Consider the following 17749-nt stretch of genomic DNA (forward strand, 5'->3'; position numbering starts at 1 on the left):
CCGTGGGCATCGGGGATTTCGTCAGCGACATCACGCCGGACGTGGTCGAGGACGCGATCGAGGACGGCGTCGAGTGGGCCGGCAACCGCGTCGAGGACGCGGGCAATTGGACCGCCGACCGGCTCGAGGACGCCGGCTGGGAGTCCGGCGCCGACTGGGTGCGCGAACAGTCCCGTTCGCTGGCCAACCGGATGGGCGCCGAGGTCGACGAGATGGACCTCGGGCAGACCGAGGACAAGACGAAACTGGTCTACGGCAGCCCGTCCAAGCTGCGGTCCACCGCCTCGCACTTGCGGGACCTCCAGAAGTCGTTCGATCTGGTGGGCCAGGGGCTCAAGGGTCTCGACTCGTCCGAGATCAAGGGCGAGGCGGCCGACGCCTTCCGCGAGAAGGTGTCGATCGAGCCGCCCAAGTGGTTCAAGGGCGCGGACGCCTTCGGGAAGGCGGCGGACGCGCTCGGGAGCTTCGCCCTCACGGTCGAGTGGGCGCAGGGTCAGGCGCAGACCGCCATCGAGAAGTGGAAGGCGGGCTCCAAGGCGTCGTCCGACGCCCTGGAGGCGCACAACAAGAAGGTCGACGACTACAACAGGGCAGCCGACCGCTACAACGCCCAGTCGGCGGACGAGCGCGACCCGGCCACCGTGCCGCCGAAACCGGGCGCGTTCAGCGACCCGGGCAAGGCACAGATGGAGGAGGCGCAGGAGATCCTCGCCGAGGCGCGCAAGCAGCGCAACGCGGCCGCGGAGACCGCGCGTACGGCGGTGCGGGCCGCCAGGGACGCCGCGCCGCCGAAGCCCTCCTACGGCGAGCAGGCGATGGACGGCCTGGAGGAACTCCAGGTCATGCAGACCCATTTCGGGGCGGGCATCGTCAAGGGCACAGCGGGACTGGTCAACTTCGTCCGCAGCGTCAACCCCACCGACCCGTACAACATCACGCACCCCGCCGAGTACGCGACCAGCCTCAACAGTCTCGCGTCCGGCCTGGTGCTGGTGGCCAACGACCCGTGGGGCGCCGGCAAGCAGATGCTCGACAACTTCATGAAGGACCCGGCGGAGGGCTTCGGCCGGCTCGTGCCCGACCTGCTGCTGACCGCCGCGACCGGCGGCGCCGGGGCCGGCGTGAAGGGCGTACGCGTCGCCGCGGAGGCGGCGGACCTGGCCTCGGACGCCAACCGGGCGCGCAACCTGATCGACGACGCACCGAACGGCACCCACAACCGCAGCGACGGCCAGCGCCACTCCGGTGAGACCGACCCGGTGGACCTCGCCTCCGGCCGGATGTTCCTCCCGCAGACGGACATCGTGCTCCCCGGCACGCTGCCCCTGGCTTTCACCCGGCGCACCGAGTCCGGCTACACCTGCGGCCGGTATTTCGGGCCCTCCTGGTCCTCCACCGCCGACGAACGCCTGGAGATCGACGCGCTCGGCGTCGTCCACGTCACCGACGACGGTCTGCTGCTCACCTACCCGCATCCCGTCCCGGGCGTGCCCACCCTCCCCGAGTCCGGCACCGTGCGCCGGTCGCTGAGCCGCGAGGAGAGCGGCGACTACACGCTGACCGACCCGGAGAGCGGCCTGACACGCCACTTCACCGCACCCCTCGGCGCAGAGCCGGGCGGTGACGGGGCCGCCTGGCTGGAGCGGATCGGCGACCGCAACGGGCACACCGTCACCGTCGACCGCACCGACGACGGCACACCGCTCGCCCTCGTCCACTCGGCCGGGTACCGCCTGGACGTCGAAACGGCCGACGGCCGGGTGACCGGCCTGTCCCTGCGGCTTCCCGACGGCAACTCACAGCCCGTCATGCGCTACGGCTACACGGACGGCGACCTGACCGGCGTCACCAAACCCTCCGGCGCCACCCTCACCTTCGAGTACGACGACCGCCGCCGCGTCATCGCCTGGACCGACTCCAACGGCAGCCGATACGACTACGTCTACGACGAGCACCACCGGGTCATCGGTGAGGGCGGCCAGGCGGGACACCTCCAACTGACCCTGTCCTACGGTCCTCCCGACCCGGCCACCGGCCATCGGACCACCGCACTGACCACCGCCGACGGCCGCACGACGCGGCACCTGATCGACCACGCCTGCCGAGTGGTGGCCACCACCGACCCGGCCGGGAACATCACTCGCTACACCTATGACACGCACGGCAACCTGCTCAGCCGGACCGACGCCCTCGGCCGGACGACCGGATACGTGTACGACGAGGCGGGCCGTCTGCTCACCGTCGTCCGCGCCGACGGCAGCCGGATCACCACCGTCCGTGACGAACGCGGCCTGCCGGTGGAGTTCACCGACGCGGACGGGGCACGCCGGCAGAGGCAGTTCGACGAACGGGGCAATCCCACCCGCGTCACCGACCCCGCCGGGCACACCACCCGGTACGTCTACGACGGCGACGGTCACCTGGTCTCCTCCACCGACGCGCTCGGAGCCGTCACCACGTTCCGCTGCGATCCCGCAGGTATGCCCGTGGAGGTCACCGACCCGCTCGGCGGGATCACACGCTGGGACCGGGACGCCTTCGGCAGGCTCGTACGCATCACCGATCCCCTCGGCGCGGTCACCACCCTCGAATGGACCCCCGACGGCGAACTGGCCCGGCGTGTCGGCCCCGACGGCAGCGCGGAGACCTGGACGTACGACGGTGAGGGAAACTGCACCGCGCACACCGACGCGGCAGGTTTGACGACCCACTTCGAGTACACGCACTTCGACCTGCTCGCCGCCCGCACCGGGCCGGACGGGGTGCGTCACGAGTTCGAGCACGACGCCGCACTGCGCCTCACCCGTGTCACCGGCCCGCAGGGACACACCTGGTCATACACGTACGACGCGGCCGGCCGGCTCGCGTCCGAGACCGATTTCGACGGACGCACCGTCGGCTACACGACCGACGCCGCCGGACAGGTCACCGCCCGCACCGACGCGCTGGGCACGATCGTCAGCTACCACCGGGGACCCCTCGGTCAGCTGCTCCGCAAGGACGCGGCGGGAGCCGTCACCGACTACGTGCACGACGCCACGGGCCGGCTGCTGGAAGCCACCGGCGCGGACGGCACCCTGGTCCGGCAATACGACCGCCGCGGTCTCCTCAAGTCCGAGAGCGTCGAGGGCCGGACCACCACCTACGCCTACGACGCCCTGGGCCGCAGAGTCCGCCGCGTCACCCCCACCGGCGCCGCCACCTCCTACGGCTACGACGCCGCGGGCCGCCCCACCCACCTGACCAGCGGCGAGCACCGCGTCACCTTCACGCACGACGCCGCGGGACGCGAACGGCTCCGGACCTTCGGTGACACCCTCGCCCTGGTGTCGGGCAGGGACGGCGCCGGCCGCGTGACCACCCAGGACCTGCTCAGCGGCGACCGCACCGTCAACCACCGCGCCTACACCTACCGCGCCGACGGGCATCTCACCGCTCTCGACGACTCGCTGCGGGGATCCTTCCGCTTCGACCTGGACCCGGTGGGCCGGGTGACGGCGGTGACCGCCGCGGGCTGGACGGAGTCGTACGCCTACGACGCCGCCGGCAACCAGACGGCGGCGTCCTGGCCCTCCTCGCACCCCGGTCATGAGGCGACCGGACCCCGCAGCTACACCGGCACCTCCCTCACCCGCGCCGGAGCGGTGCGGTACGAGCACGACGGCGGCGGCCGCACCACGCTGCGGCAGAAGACCCGTCTCTCCCGCAAACCCGACACCTGGCGCTACACATGGGACGCCGAGGACCGCCTCACCGCCGTCGTCACTCCCGACGGGACGCGCTGGCGCTACCGGTACGACCCGCTGGGCCGGCGCACCGCGAAGCAGCGCCTGGCCGCGGACGGCGAGAGCGTCGTCGAAGAAGTGCTGTTCACCTGGGACGGCACGACCCTGTGCGAACAGATCACCACAGCCCCCGGTCTGCCCCGGCCGGTCACCCTGACCTGGGACCACCGGGGGCGGCAGCCACTGGCACAGACGGAGCGCGTGCTCGGCGCGGACGCGTCGCAGCAAGTCTTCGACGAACGGTTCTTCGCCATCGCCACGGACCTCGTCGGAACCCCGACCGAACTCGTCTCCGAGTCCGGTGAGGTCGCCTGGCGCACGCGTACGACGCTGTGGGGCACCACCGCCTGGCCGTCGGGGAGCACCAGCTACACGCCACTGCGGTTCCCGGGCCAGTACTACGACCCGGAGACCGGTCTCCACTACAACCTGCACCGCCACTACGACCCGGAGACCGCCCACTACCTCACCCAGGACCCCCTCGGCCTCGTTCCGGGGCCCAACCCGTCGGCCTACGTCCACAACCCGCACACCTGGGCCGACCCACTGGGGCTCGCCCCCTACGACCCGCTGCGGGAGGGGTACACCTCCTCACCCGCCTTCGAGAAGGACCCGTACCACCCGGACGTGGTCGAACGCCGCATCAAGGAGAACCGCGAGCTCTACGGCATCAAGGACCCCGACGGCCCGGGGATGATCGGCGCGAACGGCACGCAGATCACCAGCAAGACGCTGTGGAACCATGGGCCGTACCGGATCGACGTGGAGAATCCGAACCCGGGCGACCGACCGGGACAGCTGCACTTCCAGGACCAGAGCAACAAGGGCGCGAAGTACCAGTACAACTTCGAGACCGGAAACTTCGACGGCCTTCCGCGCAGCATCGAGAAGGCCGTCGGCAACAACCCCGGTTTCATCGCCGGAATCAGGAAGGGGCTCGCCGCACTCGGCGAGGGATAGACGTGCGCAGCAACCAGCAGATGGCCGGCCTCCTGGCGGACGCCGACCTCACCGGACTGTCGGTGCGGGACATCCCGCCGATGTTCCGCGAGGTCGTGGCACGGGGGTGGGTGGTGACCGGGAGCGGCGCCCGGGTGCTCGCCGACCTCCGTCCCGACGAGGACCGGTCCTACTTCGACCGCCTCGCGGAGGAGACCACGGTCAACGGACGCGGCATGACCGACTACGACCTCCCCCCGGGCGCCGGGAGGGAACGTGCCGAGGTGCTGCTGCGGAGGTCGATGGCGTACATCGGCGCCTGTCTCCGGTCGGCGGAGAAGGAGTTCGGCGATCAGCGGGTGCGTGCGTACCTCTCCCTGTCCCTCGGCGGCACGGACGACGACCTCCTGACGGCCCACGTCACCTTCTGCACCCCCCGGCCCGACACGCCGCCGTACATCGCCGGCCTCGAAGAGGTCCGGGACGCGGCGGTGGCGGAGCTCTCGGTGGAGGACTGTCCGGACCGGTGACGTCACAGGGCGACGACAACAGCCACGCCACCGAGGTACGGGAGCGGTGGTCGCGACCGGAGAACGTCTCCGCCCTCGCCGCGATCCGGGACGCGCTGACCGGTGCCGGCGACTGGCGTGCACTGGTACGTGACGGGACACAGCCGTGGGGCGCGGAGACCGACCTGGCCGGCATTCCGCTGGAGGGCGCGGTCCTCGCCGGGAGGGACCTGACGGGCGTTCACCTCTCGTACGCCGATCTGCGCGCTTGCGGCCTGCGCGGCGTCCTGCGCCCCTGACGCGTCGGCTTCGCCACGGAAACCCCGGCGCCACCAGGTAGTACTCAAGGCGGACGCCCCAGAATCCGCAGTGATGCTGACGACCCGGGCCCGTGCGCCCGCTTACCTTCGTTACGTGACCCAGAAGACCCGCAGCCCCGAATACGACCTGGCCCAGGGAGCGCTCAGCGGCCTCCGCCAGGACCTCGTCCACGACGCGTTCGCCTACCGGCCGCTGCCGCCGCTGAACGCCGAAGGGCCGGTGGTCCGCCGGCTGCCGGGCGAGCGGATACGCCGCGGCGCGGTGTGGCTGCCGCACGCCGCGGTGCTCTTCCTCGCCCTGTGCACCCTGCTGCTCGCCTACGCCGACGACGAGGGCGGCCTCACCTTCGTCATCGGCGGCTTCGTTCCCGCGGCGGCCGTCGTGATGACGCTGGTCAGGCCCGTGGGCGCCTGGTGGGTGTCGATCGCGAGCACCCCGTTCGTGGCGGTCCTCGGCTCCTGGAACGACTGGCCCTGGGCGCCGGCCGGGTTCCTGTCCCATCTGACCGTGCTGATCGTCGTCGCCCTGCGGACCCGCCCGCGGACCGCCGCCTGGATGTGGGTGATCACCGCGGCGTACGGGATGTTCGCCGACACGGTGATCAGCCGGGGCTACGGTCCCGGCGCGGCGCCCATGCTCTTCACCTCCGCGGTCCTGCTGCTGATGGTGAGCATGATTCTCGTCCGGCGGGAGGCGAAGCAGGAGGTCGCCGCCCAGCAGACCGTCACCGCCACCGAACGCGACCGGCGCACGCTCCTCGAGGAGCGCACCACCATCGCCCGCGAACTGCACGACGTGGTCGCCCATCACATGTCCGTCGTCGCCATCCAGGCGGAGGCCGCGCCCTACCGGGTGGAGAACCCGCCGGAGGAGCTGGAGAAGGCGTTCGCCACGATCCGTGAGAACGCGGTCGCCGCGCTGACCGAACTGCGCCGCATCCTCGGCGTCGTACGGGCGGAGGACTATCAGGCCCCCGACGCCCCGCAGCCCGTCCTCGCCGACCTCGACCGTCTGCTGGCCAACGTCCGCGAGGCCGGCCTGGAGACCGAGAAGACCGTCACCGGCGCGGTCCGCGACCTGCCGCAGGGCGTGGAGCTGTCCGCGTACCGGATCATCCAGGAGGCGCTCAGCAACGCGCTGCGCCACGCGCCGGGCTCCACCGCCAAGGTCGAGCTCTCGTACGTGCTCGGCGGTCTGGGCCTGCGGATCGTCAACACCGCGCCGCAGGGTCTCGTCAAGCCGTCGCCGGGTGCGGGTCACGGGATCACGGGGATGCGGGAGCGTGTGACGATGCTGAGCGGCGACATGACCGCGGAGCCGACCGAGGACGGCGGGTACGCGGTCACCGCGTTCATCCCCGTCGTCGCCCCCGCCGCCCCTGCCGCCGAGGAGACGTCATGACGATCCGGGTCCTCATCGTCGACGACCAGATCATGGTCCGCGAGGGTTTCTCCGTCCTGCTGAACGCCATGCCCGACATCGAGGTCGTCGGCGAGGCGGTCAACGGCCGCGAGGCCGTCACCAAGGTCGCCGAGCTGGCGCCCGACGTCGTCCTGATGGACATCCGGATGCCGGAGCTCAACGGCATCGAGGCGACCCGCGAGATCGCCGCCGCGCACGCCGGGTCCAAGGTGCTGGTGCTCACCACCTTCGACCTGGACGAGTACGTCTACCAGGCGCTGCGCGCGGGAGCCTCCGGCTTCCTGCTCAAGGACGCCTCCGCCCGGCAGCTCGCCGACGGGGTACGGGTGGTCGCGGCCGGCGAGGCGCTGCTCGCGCCGACCGTCACCCGCCGCCTGATCACCGAGTTCTCCAAGCTCTCCGACACCCCGCGGCCCGCCGCGATGACGCAGGTCGCCGACCTGACGGAGCGCGAGACGGAGGTCCTGGTGCTGATCGCGCAGGGCCTGTCGAACGCCGAGATCGCCTCGCACCTGGTCGTCGCCGAGTCCACCATCAAGACGCATGTGAGCCGGGTGCTGGTGAAGCTGGGGCTCCGCGACCGTACGCAGGCGGCGGTGTTCGCGTACGAGGCGAGGCTGGTCACACCCGGGTAGCGGCGGCTAGCGTCCGGACATGGACGCGCTCTTCGAACCCTGGTCGCCGTCGTTCGTCGCCGATCCCTACCCGGCCTTCGCGGAACTGCGGGCGCGGGGCCGGGTGCACTGGTACGAGCCGACGCGGCAGTACCTCGTACCGCACCACGCGGACGTGTCGGCACTGCTGCGGGACCGGCGGCTGGGGCGGACGTATCTGCACCGCTTCACCCACGAGGAGTTCGGCCGCACGCCGCCGCCCGCCGCGCACGAGCCGTTCCACACCCTGGGCGACCACGGGCTGCTCGACCTGGAGGCCCCCGACCACACCCGGATCCGGCGCCTGGTGACGAAGGCGTTCACCCACCGGACCGTGCAGACGCTGGAACCGGTCGTACGACGGCTGGCGGCCGGCCTGGTCGCCGACTTCAAGAAGGCGGGCGGCGGGGACCTGCTCGCCGAGGTCGCGGAGCCGCTGCCGGTGGCGGTGATCGCGGAGATGCTGGGCATCCCGGAGTCCGACCGTCCGCTGCTGCGGCCCTGGTCGGCGGACATCTGCGGCATGTACGAGCTGAACCCGCCGGAGGAGACGGCGGCGCGGGCGGTCCGTGCCTCGCTCGAATTCAGCGCCTACCTGCGGGAGTTGATCGCCCAGCGGCGCACGGACCCGGGGGACGACCTGATCTCCGCGCTCATCGCCGCGCACGAGGAGGGCGACCGGCTCAGCGAGCAGGAGATGATCTCCACGTGCGTGCTGCTGCTGAACGCGGGGCACGAGGCGACGGTCAACACCACGGCCAACGGATGGTGGACCCTGTTCCGCCACCCCGAGCAGCTGGCCGCGCTGCGGGCGGACCACTCGCTGCTGTCCACAGCTGTGGACGAACTGATGCGGTACGACACCCCGCTCCAGCTCTTCGAACGCTGGGTCCTCGACGACATCGAGATCGACGGCGTCGTGGTGCCGCGCGGCTCCGAACTCGCGCTCCTCTTCGGCTCCGCGAACCGCGACGGCGCGCGGTTCGCCCGCCCCGACGTGCTTGATCTGGCGCGCGAGGACAACCCGCACGTCAGCTTCGGCGCCGGCATCCACTACTGCCTGGGCGCCCCCCTGGCCCGCATCGAACTGGCGGCGTCGTTCGGCGAACTGCTGAGGGAGGCGCCGGGGATGAGGCTGGTGGGGGAGCCGCGGTGGAAGCGGGGGTTTGTGATCCGGGGGGTGGAGGAGCTGCGGGTGGAGCTGTGACGGGTGGTGTGGCGGGCGGGGGTGCGTGGCGTCCGCGGCGGGCTGTTCCCCTGCCCTCCCCCTGCGGCCTGACGGCCGTGGGGGGCCCGCCTCCCCGAAACCGGGCTCTGCCCGGACGCGCGCCGCAAACTCCCCCTACGGCCTGGCGGCCGTGGGTGGGGTTACCTCCCACGCCGCCAGGCGCAGGGGGAGTGCCCCCAGGGGCTGATGTCGCGCATCGAAATCAAGCCCGCCCGGCGATTGAGGGCACGGCCGAAGGCCGTACGGGGTCCGGGGCCTTGCCCCGGTTTCGGGGAGGGGAGGGCAGGGGAACAAGCCCCGCGCAGCGGACACCCCCGCGCGGCCCTACTTCGTCTCCACGTCCCGCCTCCGGAACCCCTCCAGCCCCACCCACACCAGCCCCGCCGCCAGCACCGTCAGCACGAGCAGCGGCGTCCAGCTCATCTCCGCCGCCGGCAGCTGGGGGACGTGCCCGAACGGGGAGAGGTTGTTCATCCAGTCGGGGAACTGCAGCAGCCGCCCCAGGTACCCGACCACGAACGCGTACACCGGCACGGCCCACGCCGCCGCGCTCGCCCTCGGGAACCAGCCGAAGAGGACGACCGCGACCCCGACCGTGACCCACAGCGCCGGTGCGTACGCGAGCGCCGCGCCCAGGAGCGTGAGGAACAGGCCGCCGTCCGACGCGGACGCCGCGCCCGCGAGGCCGAAGCCGAGCCCTGCCAGCAGCAGGAGCGCCGTGCCGCCGGCCATGGCCACGGTCAGGTGGCTGCCGACCCAGCGCCCGCGGGACAGCCCGGTCGCGAGCAGCGGCTCCGCGCGCCCCCCGGTCTCCTCGGCGCGCGGCCGGAGCGCCGCCATCACCACGTACACCGACGCGACGACCGCGATGACGACCATCACCATCGAGGCGAACGACTCCGCCATCGTGGCGCCGCCGATCTTCTCCAGCGCCTCCTGGATCTGGTCGATGTTCTTCAGCATGTCCTCGGCTTCGCCGAGGATCGACCCGTACATCGCGCCCATCAGGAGGAGCCCGGCGCCGAAGCCGGTGAGCATGCCGCGGTGCAGCCGGAGCGCGAAGCCGAGGGGGGTGCTCAGGGCACCGGAGGCCACCGGGCTGCCGAGCCGGGAGGCGCGCAGGCCCGCGCCCACGTCCCGCCGGGTCGACAGGACGAAGCCCGCGCCCGCGCAGACCACGGCGAGCGCCAGGCACAGCAGCAGCGGCCACCAGCGGTCGTCGACGTAGACGTACGTACGCTGTGCCCAGCCGATCGGGGACAGCCAGGACAGCGCGTCGTCGCCGCCCGCGTCCCCGGCGGCGCGCAGGACGTACGCGATGCCGACGACGGCGAGCGCCATGCCGGACGCGCCGCGGGTGTGCGAGGTGATCTGCGCGGTGACGGCGGCGACGGCCGCGAAGGCCAGGCCGACGGCCGCGTGCGTGAAGCCGTAGAGCAACGAGCCGCCGGAGTCGATGCCGTCGATGCCCAGCCCGCCGAGGCCGGCGGCCAGCAGCAGGGCGAGGACGAGGTTGGCGGCGGCCGCCACGGTGAGCGCGGCCGCCAGGTGGGCGTGGCGCCCGACGGCGGCGGAGCGCACCAGTTCGGCGCGGCCCGTCTCCTCCTCGTTGCGGGTGTGCCGGGTGACGATCAGGATGCTCATCAGCCCGACCATGACGGCCATGAAGCCGATCATCTGGTGGCCCAGCATGGCGCCGAAGCCGTAGTCGTCCAGGTAGTGGCGGGGCCCGGTCATGGCGAGCCCGGCCGGGCTGTCCATGGTCCCGACGACCGAGGCGCGGTCCTCCGGATCGGCGTACAGCATCTGGTAGTTGTTCGCCGTGGAGAGCGTCCCGAGGGTCAGGGCGACGATCCACACGGGGAGCCGGACGCGGTCCCTGCGCAGGTTGAAGCGGATCAGCGTGCCGGTTCCCGCGAGCGCGCCCCCGCCCGTGCGGGACCCGGTGGGGGCGGGCGCCCGGGTGGCGGTGGCGGTGCTCATCGCGTGCCTCCGTCGCCCGCGCCGCTCACGCCGTCCGCGCCGCCGTTGCGGCCGCTCACGGCCAGCTCGTCGCCGTAGTGCCGCAGCATCAGCTCCTCGAGCGTCGGCGGGTGGCTGATCAGGCTGCGGACGCCGAACTCGGAGAGCCGGCGGATCGCGCCGTCGAGCCGGTCGCCGTCCACGGCGAACCGGACCCGGCCGTCGTCGGTCCGTACCTCGTGCACGCCCGGCAGTCCGTCCAGTCCGGTGACCGGGCGGGCGGTCTCCGCCTCGACGGTCGTACGGGTCAGATGCCGCATCTCGCTCAGCGTCCCGGACTGCACGACCTTCCCGAGCCGGATGATGCTGACCCGGTCGGCGAGCTTCTCGACCTGCGCCAGGATGTGGCTGGACAGCAGGACGGTCTTGCCGGCGGCCTTCGCCTCGTTGATGACGTCCTGGAAGACGACCTCCATGAGGGGGTCGAGTCCGGCGGTCGGCTCGTCGAGCAGCAGCAGCTCGGCGTCGGAGGCGAGGGCGGCGACGATGGCGACCTTCTGCCGGTTGCCCTTGGAGTAGGCCCGGCCCTTCTTGGTCGGGTCGAGGTCGAAGCGTTCGACGAGTTCGTCGCGGCGACGCTTGTCGATGCCGCCGCGCAGCCGCGCCAGCAGGTCGATCGCCTCGCCGCCGGTGAGGCCCGGCCACAGCTCGACGTCACCGGGGACGTAGGCGAGGCGCCGGTGCAGCTCGACGGCGTCGTGCCAGGGGTCTTTGCCGAGGAGCTGCGCCGCGCCGGAGTCGGCGCGCAGCAGCCCGAGCAGGACCCGGATCGTGGTCGACTTCCCGGCTCCGTTGGGCCCGAGGAAGCCGTGGACCTCCCCGGCCCCGACCGTGAGGTCGAGACCGTCCAGCGCACGTGTCCGCCCGAACGACTTGTGGAGTCCGGAGACGGTGATTGCCTTCGTCATGTTTCTGAACGTACGCTTATTTCAGAAATTTGTGAAGTTAAGGAAGCGTATAAACTCCAATCAGGGCCGTGAACAGGGGAGATGATCCGGTGGGAACCGAACAGACCACGACAGCGCAGCAGCCGCGCGACGAGGACGCGGTGTCGGCCTTCGTGGAGCGTTTCGCCGCCCAGCTCGTCGAGGCGGGCATGCCCCGGATGCCGTCCCGTGTCTTCGCCGCCCTCCTCGCCTCCGACGCGGGCGTCCTGACCTCGGCCGACCTGGGCGAGGCGCTCCAGGTCAGCCCCGCCGCCGTCTCCGGCGCGATCCGCTACCTCGCCCAGGTCAACATGGTCACCCGCGAGCGCGAACCGGGCTCACGCCGCGAGCGCTATCGCGTGCACAGCAACCAGTGGTACGAGGCGCTGACCAACCGCGATCAGATCCTCAAGCGCTGGGAGGGCACTCTGCGGGACGGCGTGACGAGCCTCGGCCCCGAGACGGGGGCCGGCCGCCGGATCTCCGAGACGCTGGAGTTCTTCCAGTTCATGGAGAGGGAACTCGCCTCTCTCATGGAACGCTGGCGCGAACACCGCGCCCGCCTCTACGACTCGGCCTGACCCGCGCCGCCGGCCGCCGCGTCGTGGGTGGCCGCCCCGGCCGCCAAGCGCTCCAGGAACTCGCGGTTCTCCGGATCGCCCGGGTTCAGCTCCTCGCAAGGGTGCTGCGGCCAGTGGGCCCGCCCCTCGATCCAGGGCACGGCGAAGGCCGACTCCTCCGGCCCGCCATGGAGCTCCGCCGTGCCGACGGCAGCCGCCGGAAGGCCGAGCCACGGCCGCTTCCTGGTGCCGGGCGGCAGGAGGGTGACCACCGACTCCGGCGGATCGTCGTCCCCGCCGTGCGCGGGGAACAGCAGGAGGAGCGGAGCCCCGCCGTACGGATCGTGCAGCAGGGTGTACCGCTTGGGCACGGGGTCGGGGGCCACGGCCGCACGCGCCAGCAGCCGCGCGGCGGGCATGCTCCGCGTCAGCGTTCCCCAGCCGCCGTACAGCAGGAGCGCGAGGCCGGCCGCTCCGGTCAGCAGCGCCTGTGCCGGGCCGAGGAGAGGCCAGAACACCGGGGCGAGCGCGATGAGCACCGCGGCGCTCGCCAGTCTCTCCAGACCGGCCGCCGCGCGAAGGCCGCGCACCCGCCACCACGGCACGTCCCGTACATCCGCCTCGGGTCTGCGGACGCTTCCGTACCGGGGCTGCGGGATCGCCTGGCGCTCCGCCTCGGCGGCGAACACGGCGTACGTCAGCGGTGGGCGAGCGGAGACGCCGGCCTCGTGCGGTGGGCGCTTGGTGAGGTCGACGCGGCCGGGGTGCGGGGCGGTGGCGCCCGCGTCGCCGGCGCGGCGGCGGGTCCACCGCCGGACCGCGCCGCCGATCAGCGCGAGGGGGGTGAGGGCGAGGCCCGTCAGGCCCGCGGCCTCGTTCGCATGGTTGGCGCGGGTGCCCTCCCAGTCCGCGTTGTAGAGATCGCCCTTCCACGGGCCGTAGGAGACGACGAACCCGGTGCTCCAGTCGTGCAGCAGCGGGCTCCGGCCGGGGTCGCAGTGGTACGGCCCGGTCCGCTCACGCCCGTCGAACGGGTCCGTCCAGCGGACCACGCAGCGCCCGTCGGCCTCTTCGCTCAGCACCGTCAGGTCGATCTGCGGGTCGTGGTCCGACGCGTTCGAACCGGCGATGCCGAGACCGAGGCAGACCACGCCGAGCAGCAGCACCCAGCGGAAGATGCCCGTGCGGCGCCCGCGTCCGGTCGTGGCCGGCGCCGCGCCGGACGGCGCGGCGGGCACCACGGTCGCAGGGGGCGGTGACGGAACGGCGGCGCGGTCGGACAGCCCCAGCGCCTCGGCCTTCTGTACGAGACCGGACCGGGTCCGCTGCCCGTGTACCGGCTTCACCCAGATCAGCTCGTCACCGCCGGGCGGTGCGAGGACGCCGCCCGTCCGGGGGTCGCCCGCCCACCACAGCACCCCGGCGGGGCCCGGGTCGACCAGTGGGTACCGCTGCTTCACCGCGACGACCTTGAGCGGCAGGCGTTCACCGGTCGCGGGGTCGGCCAGGACGACGGTCGCCGCGTGCAGCGAGCGCGGCACGGGCACGGCGGCGCAGGTCCGCCAGGGGTACGCGGACAGGGTCCGGCGCATCCGGCGGGAGAGCGCCAGGGCCCCGAGGCCGATGCAGCAGAGCGCCAGGCCCAGGCCCACGGCGCCCGGGGCCAGGCTCTCGGTTCCTCCGAACCGGCCCACGCCGAGCACGATTGCCGCGGCGATCAGGCCCGTGCCCGCCGTCGCCACGACGGCGGCCCGCCGCCGGTACCGCTCCAGCGCCTCCGCGGTTCTCTCCCGGTCCATGGCGACCGGACCTCGTACCTCGCTCATGACCCCGCCCCTCGCCGTCCCCCGCCCGCCGGGAGACTATGCCATCGGCAAGGTCAGTCCCCAGGCCCCCGCCCGCACCGTCCACGTCCGCGTCCGGACCGGGCCCGTGACGTGGGCGTCGGCCCGGTAGCGGAAGTCCGGGCCGGAGACCGTGAGCGACCGGGCGCTCGTCCGCAGCGGCTCCTCCGCCGACCCGTGCCGTACGACGACCTCCGCGCGGCCGTCGAGCCCGGCGCGCACGGTCACGTCCTCCACCGGGCGGTCGAGGTCGGTCAGCAGGACGCCGTCCGCCTCCACGCGCAGCCGGTGCGTACGGACCTGCGCGGTCGTGGGGACGGGGCGCACCAGCGTCCGGACCAGGGAACGGGCCGTGGTCCACACCGACGCCGCCTCCGCCCGCGGCGTCGTCCGACGGGCCACCGGGATCGACAGGTCGCCCAGCACCACCCCGTCGCTCTCGTCCACCAGCAGATCCAGCCGCCGCGGGCTGCCGTCCAGCACGGCCCTGGCCGCCGCGACCGCCCCGGCGGGCACGCCGAGCGAGTGCGCGAGCCCTACCGAGGCGCCCACCGGGACCACGGCGAGCACACCGTCGCCCAGCCATCGGTCGCGGTGCAGCAGGGACACGGCCCGCAGCAGCGCCCGGTCGTCCCCCACCACCACCGGCCTGCGAGAACCCCGCCGGGCCAGCGCCCGGGCGAACTCCTCCGGACCCTGCGGGAAACAGATTTTCGCCTCCGACCCGCCGCACAGCACATCTTTCGCGATGCGCACGGACTCGCCGTCCATTCGGCGGGCGACCGGGTCGATGACCACCAGCAGCTGGTCGTGAGCCGACACCTCGGTCCTTCCTCGGGTAGCATCTTTGTGCAAGAGCCCCTTGCGCTATTGCGCCAGGGGCTTCGTCTATTCCGGGGCAACCTGTCCCAGGACTCAGGCACGGCTCCAGCCCCCTGACCTTGGTCTTGCCCCGCCCGGAAGGGGTGTACGCCTGTGCCCGCACTTGTGCTGCTCGGTGCTCAGTGGGGTGACGAAGGCAAGGGAAAGGCCACCGACCTGCTCGGTGGATCAGTCGACTATGTGGTGCGTTACCAGGGCGGCAACAACGCCGGCCACACGGTCGTCGTCGGCGACCAGAAGTATGCGCTGCATCTCCTCCCTTCCGGAATCCTCTCGCCCGGATGTACTCCGGTCATCGGCAACGGCGTCGTCGTGGACCCGGCGGTTCTGCTCTCCGAGCTGAGCGGGCTGAACGACCGCGGCGTCGACACGTCCAAGCTCCTGATCAGCGGTAACGCCCACCTGATCACCCCGTACAACGTCACCGTCGACAAGGTGACGGAGCGGTTCCTCGGCAAGCGCAAGATCGGCACCACGGGCCGCGGCATCGGCCCGACGTACGCCGACAAGATCAACCGGGTCGGCATCCGCGTCCAGGACCTGTACGACGAGTCAATCCTGATGCAGAAGGTCGAGGCGGCCCTCGACACCAAGAACCAGCTGCTGACGAAGGTCTTCAACCGCCGCGCGATCGAGGCGGAGAAGATCGTCGAGGAGATGCTCCAGTACGCGGAGCAGATCAAGCCGTACGTCGCCGACACCACGCTGATCCTGAACAACGCCATCGACGAGGGCCAGGTCGTCCTCTTCGAGGGCGGCCAGGGCACGCTCCTCGACGTCGACCACGGCACGTACCCCTTCGTGACGTCGAGCAACCCGACCGCGGGCGGCGCCTGCACCGGCGCCGGCGTCGGCCCGACGAAGATCAGCCGGGTCATCGGCATCCTCAAGGCGTACACGACCCGCGTCGGCGCGGGCCCGTTCCCGACCGAGCTGTTCGACGAGGACGGCGAGGCGCTGCGCCGCATCGGCGGCGAGCGCGGCGTCACCACCGGCCGCGACCGCCGCTGCGGCTGGTTCGACGCGGTCATCGCCCGCTACGCGACCCGGGTCAACGGCCTGACGGACTTCTTCCTCACCAAGCTCGACGTGCTCACCGGCTGGGAGCAGATCCCGGTCTGCGTCGCGTACGAGATCGATGGCAAGCGGGTCGAGGAGCTGCCGTACTCGCAGACCGACTTCCACCACGCGAAGCCGGTGTACGAGATGCTGCCGGGCTGGTCCGAGGACATCACCAGGGCGAAGACCTTCGCCGACCTGCCGAAGAACGCGCAGGCGTACGTGAAGGCGCTGGAGGACATGTCCGGCGCCCCGATCTCGGCCATCGGCGTCGGCCCCGGCCGGACCGAGACGATCGAGATCAACTCGTTCCTGTAGGTCTGCCGGGCAGGACGGACACGGTGCGAGGCCCCGGACGCGAATCGGCGTCCGGGGCCTTCGCGTCGTTTCCCGCCGTTGTACGAGGCGGGCAGGGGCCTCTCCCCGCCGTGCACACGGCTGGTTAGGCTGCGTGTTCCGAATGTTCACGCCGGCGCCGAGGCGGGAGCACTGCCGAGGCCGGTTCAGGGGTGAAGACACATGGCGGATCGCCAGACAACCCAGTTGTTCGACAGCATGCGGCGGGGCATGCCGTTCGAGTTCACAACCAAGATGTCGATGACGAAGCGGCTCGCGACGCTGGTGTGCGTCGCCGAGCTGTTCGGCTACCAGTACGCCGGGGCCCGGCAGGAGGTCTTCTCCATCAAGCTGGCCTTCACGCCCGACCCGAGCCCGCAGGCGCAGGCGCGTGCCGCGCAGTACTGGCCCTACGCACCCCGGGTCCCCGAGATCCCGCAGCAGGTGCTGGAACTCAACAAGAAGCGGGTTCTGTTCGACCTGAGCAGCAGAGCCGCGCTGCTGAGGCGGCTGCCGGTCATCGCGATCGCGCTCCTGCTCGCGACCTTGCGCCCGCTCGGCTCCCTGGGCGACAGTCCTGGCCTGGCTCTCGGCTACGTGTGCTTCCTCGCCGTGCTCGTCGGCCTCGGCGTCTGGATCAACTTCGCGCGTCACAAGAAGGCTGGCGCACACCTCGAGGCCGCGGGTTTCGTGCGCCACGAGCCCTCCCCCGGCCAGGTCTCCTACCTCCCGCCCGGCAGCCTGCCGCCCGCACAGTGGCACCAGCCGCAGCAGTACGGGCCCGGCGGGCAGCAGGGGTACGCCCAGCAGCCCTACGGCGGGCCGCAGCCTCCGTACCCGGCGCCGCAGCCCCAGCCGTACGCCCAGCAGCCCCAGCAGCCCCAGCCGTACGCTCAGCAGCCCCCGGCCCCGGCCCCGTACGGCCACCAGCCCTACGGCGGCCAGCCCTACGGCGGCCAGCCCTACGGCGGTCAGCCGCCGCAGTGAGGCACGGCGGCTGCGGGTGGTGATGCGTGGAAGGTGCCGTCCCGTCCCGTACCGGGGCCGTGCCCGGGATCCGGCAGGCGGTGTGGGGCCCCGACGTTCGAGATCGACTCGTCACTGCGGGGCAACCGCGGCACACTGGAAGCCCCCGAGGGGCAGATCCGCGGCGAGGGCCGAGCGCCTTCGCCGCGGATCCGCGCCCGGGGGTTTTCCGTGGGCGGTACGGCATCCGTGATGCGGCCCTCGGGCCCCGGCGGCGGCCCGGCTCAGTCCTCGCCG

Annotated in this window: 13 protein-coding genes; 9 read left to right on the plus strand and 4 right to left on the minus strand. The window is 72.2% G+C overall.

Going from position 1 to position 17749, the window contains the following annotated elements; translation table 11 throughout:
• Positions 1-2: 2 nt before the first annotated feature.
• The 6 genes from ACFYOP_RS19190 (at position 3) to ACFYOP_RS19215 (ending at position 8836) form a co-directional block, all read left to right on the plus strand.
• Positions 3-4745: a putative T7SS-secreted protein gene (locus ACFYOP_RS19190; RefSeq protein ID WP_356894388.1), complete on the plus strand. Its 4743-nt coding sequence runs from the start codon at positions 3-5 to the stop codon at positions 4743-4745.
• Between the two features lie 2 nt (positions 4746-4747).
• Positions 4748-5254 carry a hypothetical protein gene (locus ACFYOP_RS19195; protein WP_356894390.1) on the plus strand — a complete coding sequence of 169 codons (507 nt, stop codon included), beginning with the start codon at positions 4748-4750 and terminating at the stop codon, positions 5252-5254.
• Entirely contained in the window at positions 5251-5532 is a 282-nt protein-coding gene (locus ACFYOP_RS19200; protein WP_356894392.1) for a pentapeptide repeat-containing protein, read from the plus strand. The genes ACFYOP_RS19195 and ACFYOP_RS19200 overlap by 4 nt, the downstream gene beginning before the upstream one ends.
• Before the next feature lie 73 nt (positions 5533-5605).
• The gene (locus ACFYOP_RS19205; protein WP_356894394.1) at positions 5606-6955 is read left to right on the plus strand and encodes a histidine kinase; all 1350 of its coding nucleotides are present in this window, start codon (positions 5606-5608) and stop codon (positions 6953-6955) included.
• Positions 6952-7611, plus strand: a complete 660-nt coding sequence (locus tag ACFYOP_RS19210; RefSeq protein ID WP_356894396.1) for a response regulator transcription factor — start codon at positions 6952-6954, stop codon at positions 7609-7611. The genes ACFYOP_RS19205 and ACFYOP_RS19210 overlap by 4 nt, the downstream gene beginning before the upstream one ends.
• 19 nt (positions 7612-7630) lie before the next feature.
• The gene (locus ACFYOP_RS19215; RefSeq protein WP_356894398.1) at positions 7631-8836 is read left to right on the plus strand and encodes a cytochrome P450; all 1206 of its coding nucleotides are present in this window, start codon (positions 7631-7633) and stop codon (positions 8834-8836) included.
• Positions 8837-9181: 345 nt separating this feature from the next.
• Here ACFYOP_RS19215 and ACFYOP_RS19220 read toward each other — a convergent pair whose 3' ends face one another.
• Positions 9182-10840, minus strand: a complete 1659-nt coding sequence (locus ACFYOP_RS19220) for an ABC transporter permease (RefSeq protein ID WP_356894400.1) — start codon at positions 10838-10840, stop codon at positions 9182-9184.
• Positions 10837-11787 carry an ABC transporter ATP-binding protein gene (locus ACFYOP_RS19225; protein ID WP_356894402.1) on the minus strand — a complete coding sequence of 317 codons (951 nt, stop codon included), beginning with the start codon at positions 11785-11787 and terminating at the stop codon, positions 10837-10839. Before ACFYOP_RS19225 ends, ACFYOP_RS19220 begins: the two co-directional genes overlap by 4 nt.
• A gap of 89 nt (positions 11788-11876) precedes the next feature.
• On the opposite strand from ACFYOP_RS19225, the gene ACFYOP_RS19230 reads away from it, so the two are divergent.
• Entirely contained in the window at positions 11877-12386 is a 510-nt protein-coding gene (locus tag ACFYOP_RS19230) for a MarR family transcriptional regulator (protein WP_356894403.1), read from the plus strand.
• Here ACFYOP_RS19230 and ACFYOP_RS19235 read toward each other — a convergent pair.
• Both ACFYOP_RS19235 and ACFYOP_RS19240 read right to left on the minus strand, forming a co-directional pair.
• Positions 12371-14191 (minus strand): hypothetical protein, encoded by a 1821-nt coding sequence (locus ACFYOP_RS19235; RefSeq protein WP_356894404.1) that lies wholly within the window; start codon positions 14189-14191, stop codon positions 12371-12373. The genes ACFYOP_RS19230 and ACFYOP_RS19235 overlap by 16 nt on opposite strands.
• Before the next feature lie 36 nt (positions 14192-14227).
• Complete coding sequence (locus ACFYOP_RS19240) at positions 14228-15031, minus strand: diacylglycerol kinase (RefSeq protein WP_356894406.1); 804 nt, start codon at positions 15029-15031, stop codon at positions 14228-14230.
• Positions 15032-15184: 153 nt separating this feature from the next.
• On the opposite strand from ACFYOP_RS19240, the gene ACFYOP_RS19245 reads away from it, so the two are divergent.
• Together ACFYOP_RS19245 and ACFYOP_RS19250 are read left to right on the plus strand one after the other, a co-directional pair.
• Positions 15185-16468: an adenylosuccinate synthase gene (locus tag ACFYOP_RS19245; protein WP_356894408.1), complete on the plus strand. Its 1284-nt coding sequence runs from the start codon at positions 15185-15187 to the stop codon at positions 16466-16468.
• Between the two features lie 201 nt (positions 16469-16669).
• On the plus strand, positions 16670-17473 hold the full coding sequence (locus ACFYOP_RS19250) for a hypothetical protein (protein ID WP_356894410.1): 804 nt from the start codon (positions 16670-16672) through the stop codon (positions 17471-17473).
• Positions 17474-17749 lie beyond the last annotated feature (276 nt).

It is taken from the genome of Streptomyces sp. NPDC006294 (assembly GCF_042870895.1).
Lineage (GTDB): Bacteria > Actinomycetota > Actinomycetes > Streptomycetales > Streptomycetaceae > Streptomyces.

Coding starts and splice junctions, on each gene's coding strand:
- ACFYOP_RS19215 (WP_356894398.1), top strand. CDS start 7,631: ATGGACGCGCTCTTCGAACCCTGGTCGCCGTCGTTCGTCGCCGATCCC.
- ACFYOP_RS19210 (WP_356894396.1), top strand. CDS start 6,952: ATGACGATCCGGGTCCTCATCGTCGACGACCAGATCATGGTCCGCGAG.
- ACFYOP_RS19225 (WP_356894402.1), bottom strand. CDS start 11,787: ATGACGAAGGCAATCACCGTCTCCGGACTCCACAAGTCGTTCGGGCGG.
- ACFYOP_RS19235 (WP_356894404.1), bottom strand. CDS start 14,191: ATGAGCGAGGTACGAGGTCCGGTCGCCATGGACCGGGAGAGAACCGCG.
- ACFYOP_RS19250 (WP_356894410.1), top strand. CDS start 16,670: ATGGCGGATCGCCAGACAACCCAGTTGTTCGACAGCATGCGGCGGGGC.
- ACFYOP_RS19220 (WP_356894400.1), bottom strand. CDS start 10,840: ATGAGCACCGCCACCGCCACCCGGGCGCCCGCCCCCACCGGGTCCCGC.
- ACFYOP_RS19205 (WP_356894394.1), top strand. CDS start 5,606: ATGCTGACGACCCGGGCCCGTGCGCCCGCTTACCTTCGTTACGTGACC.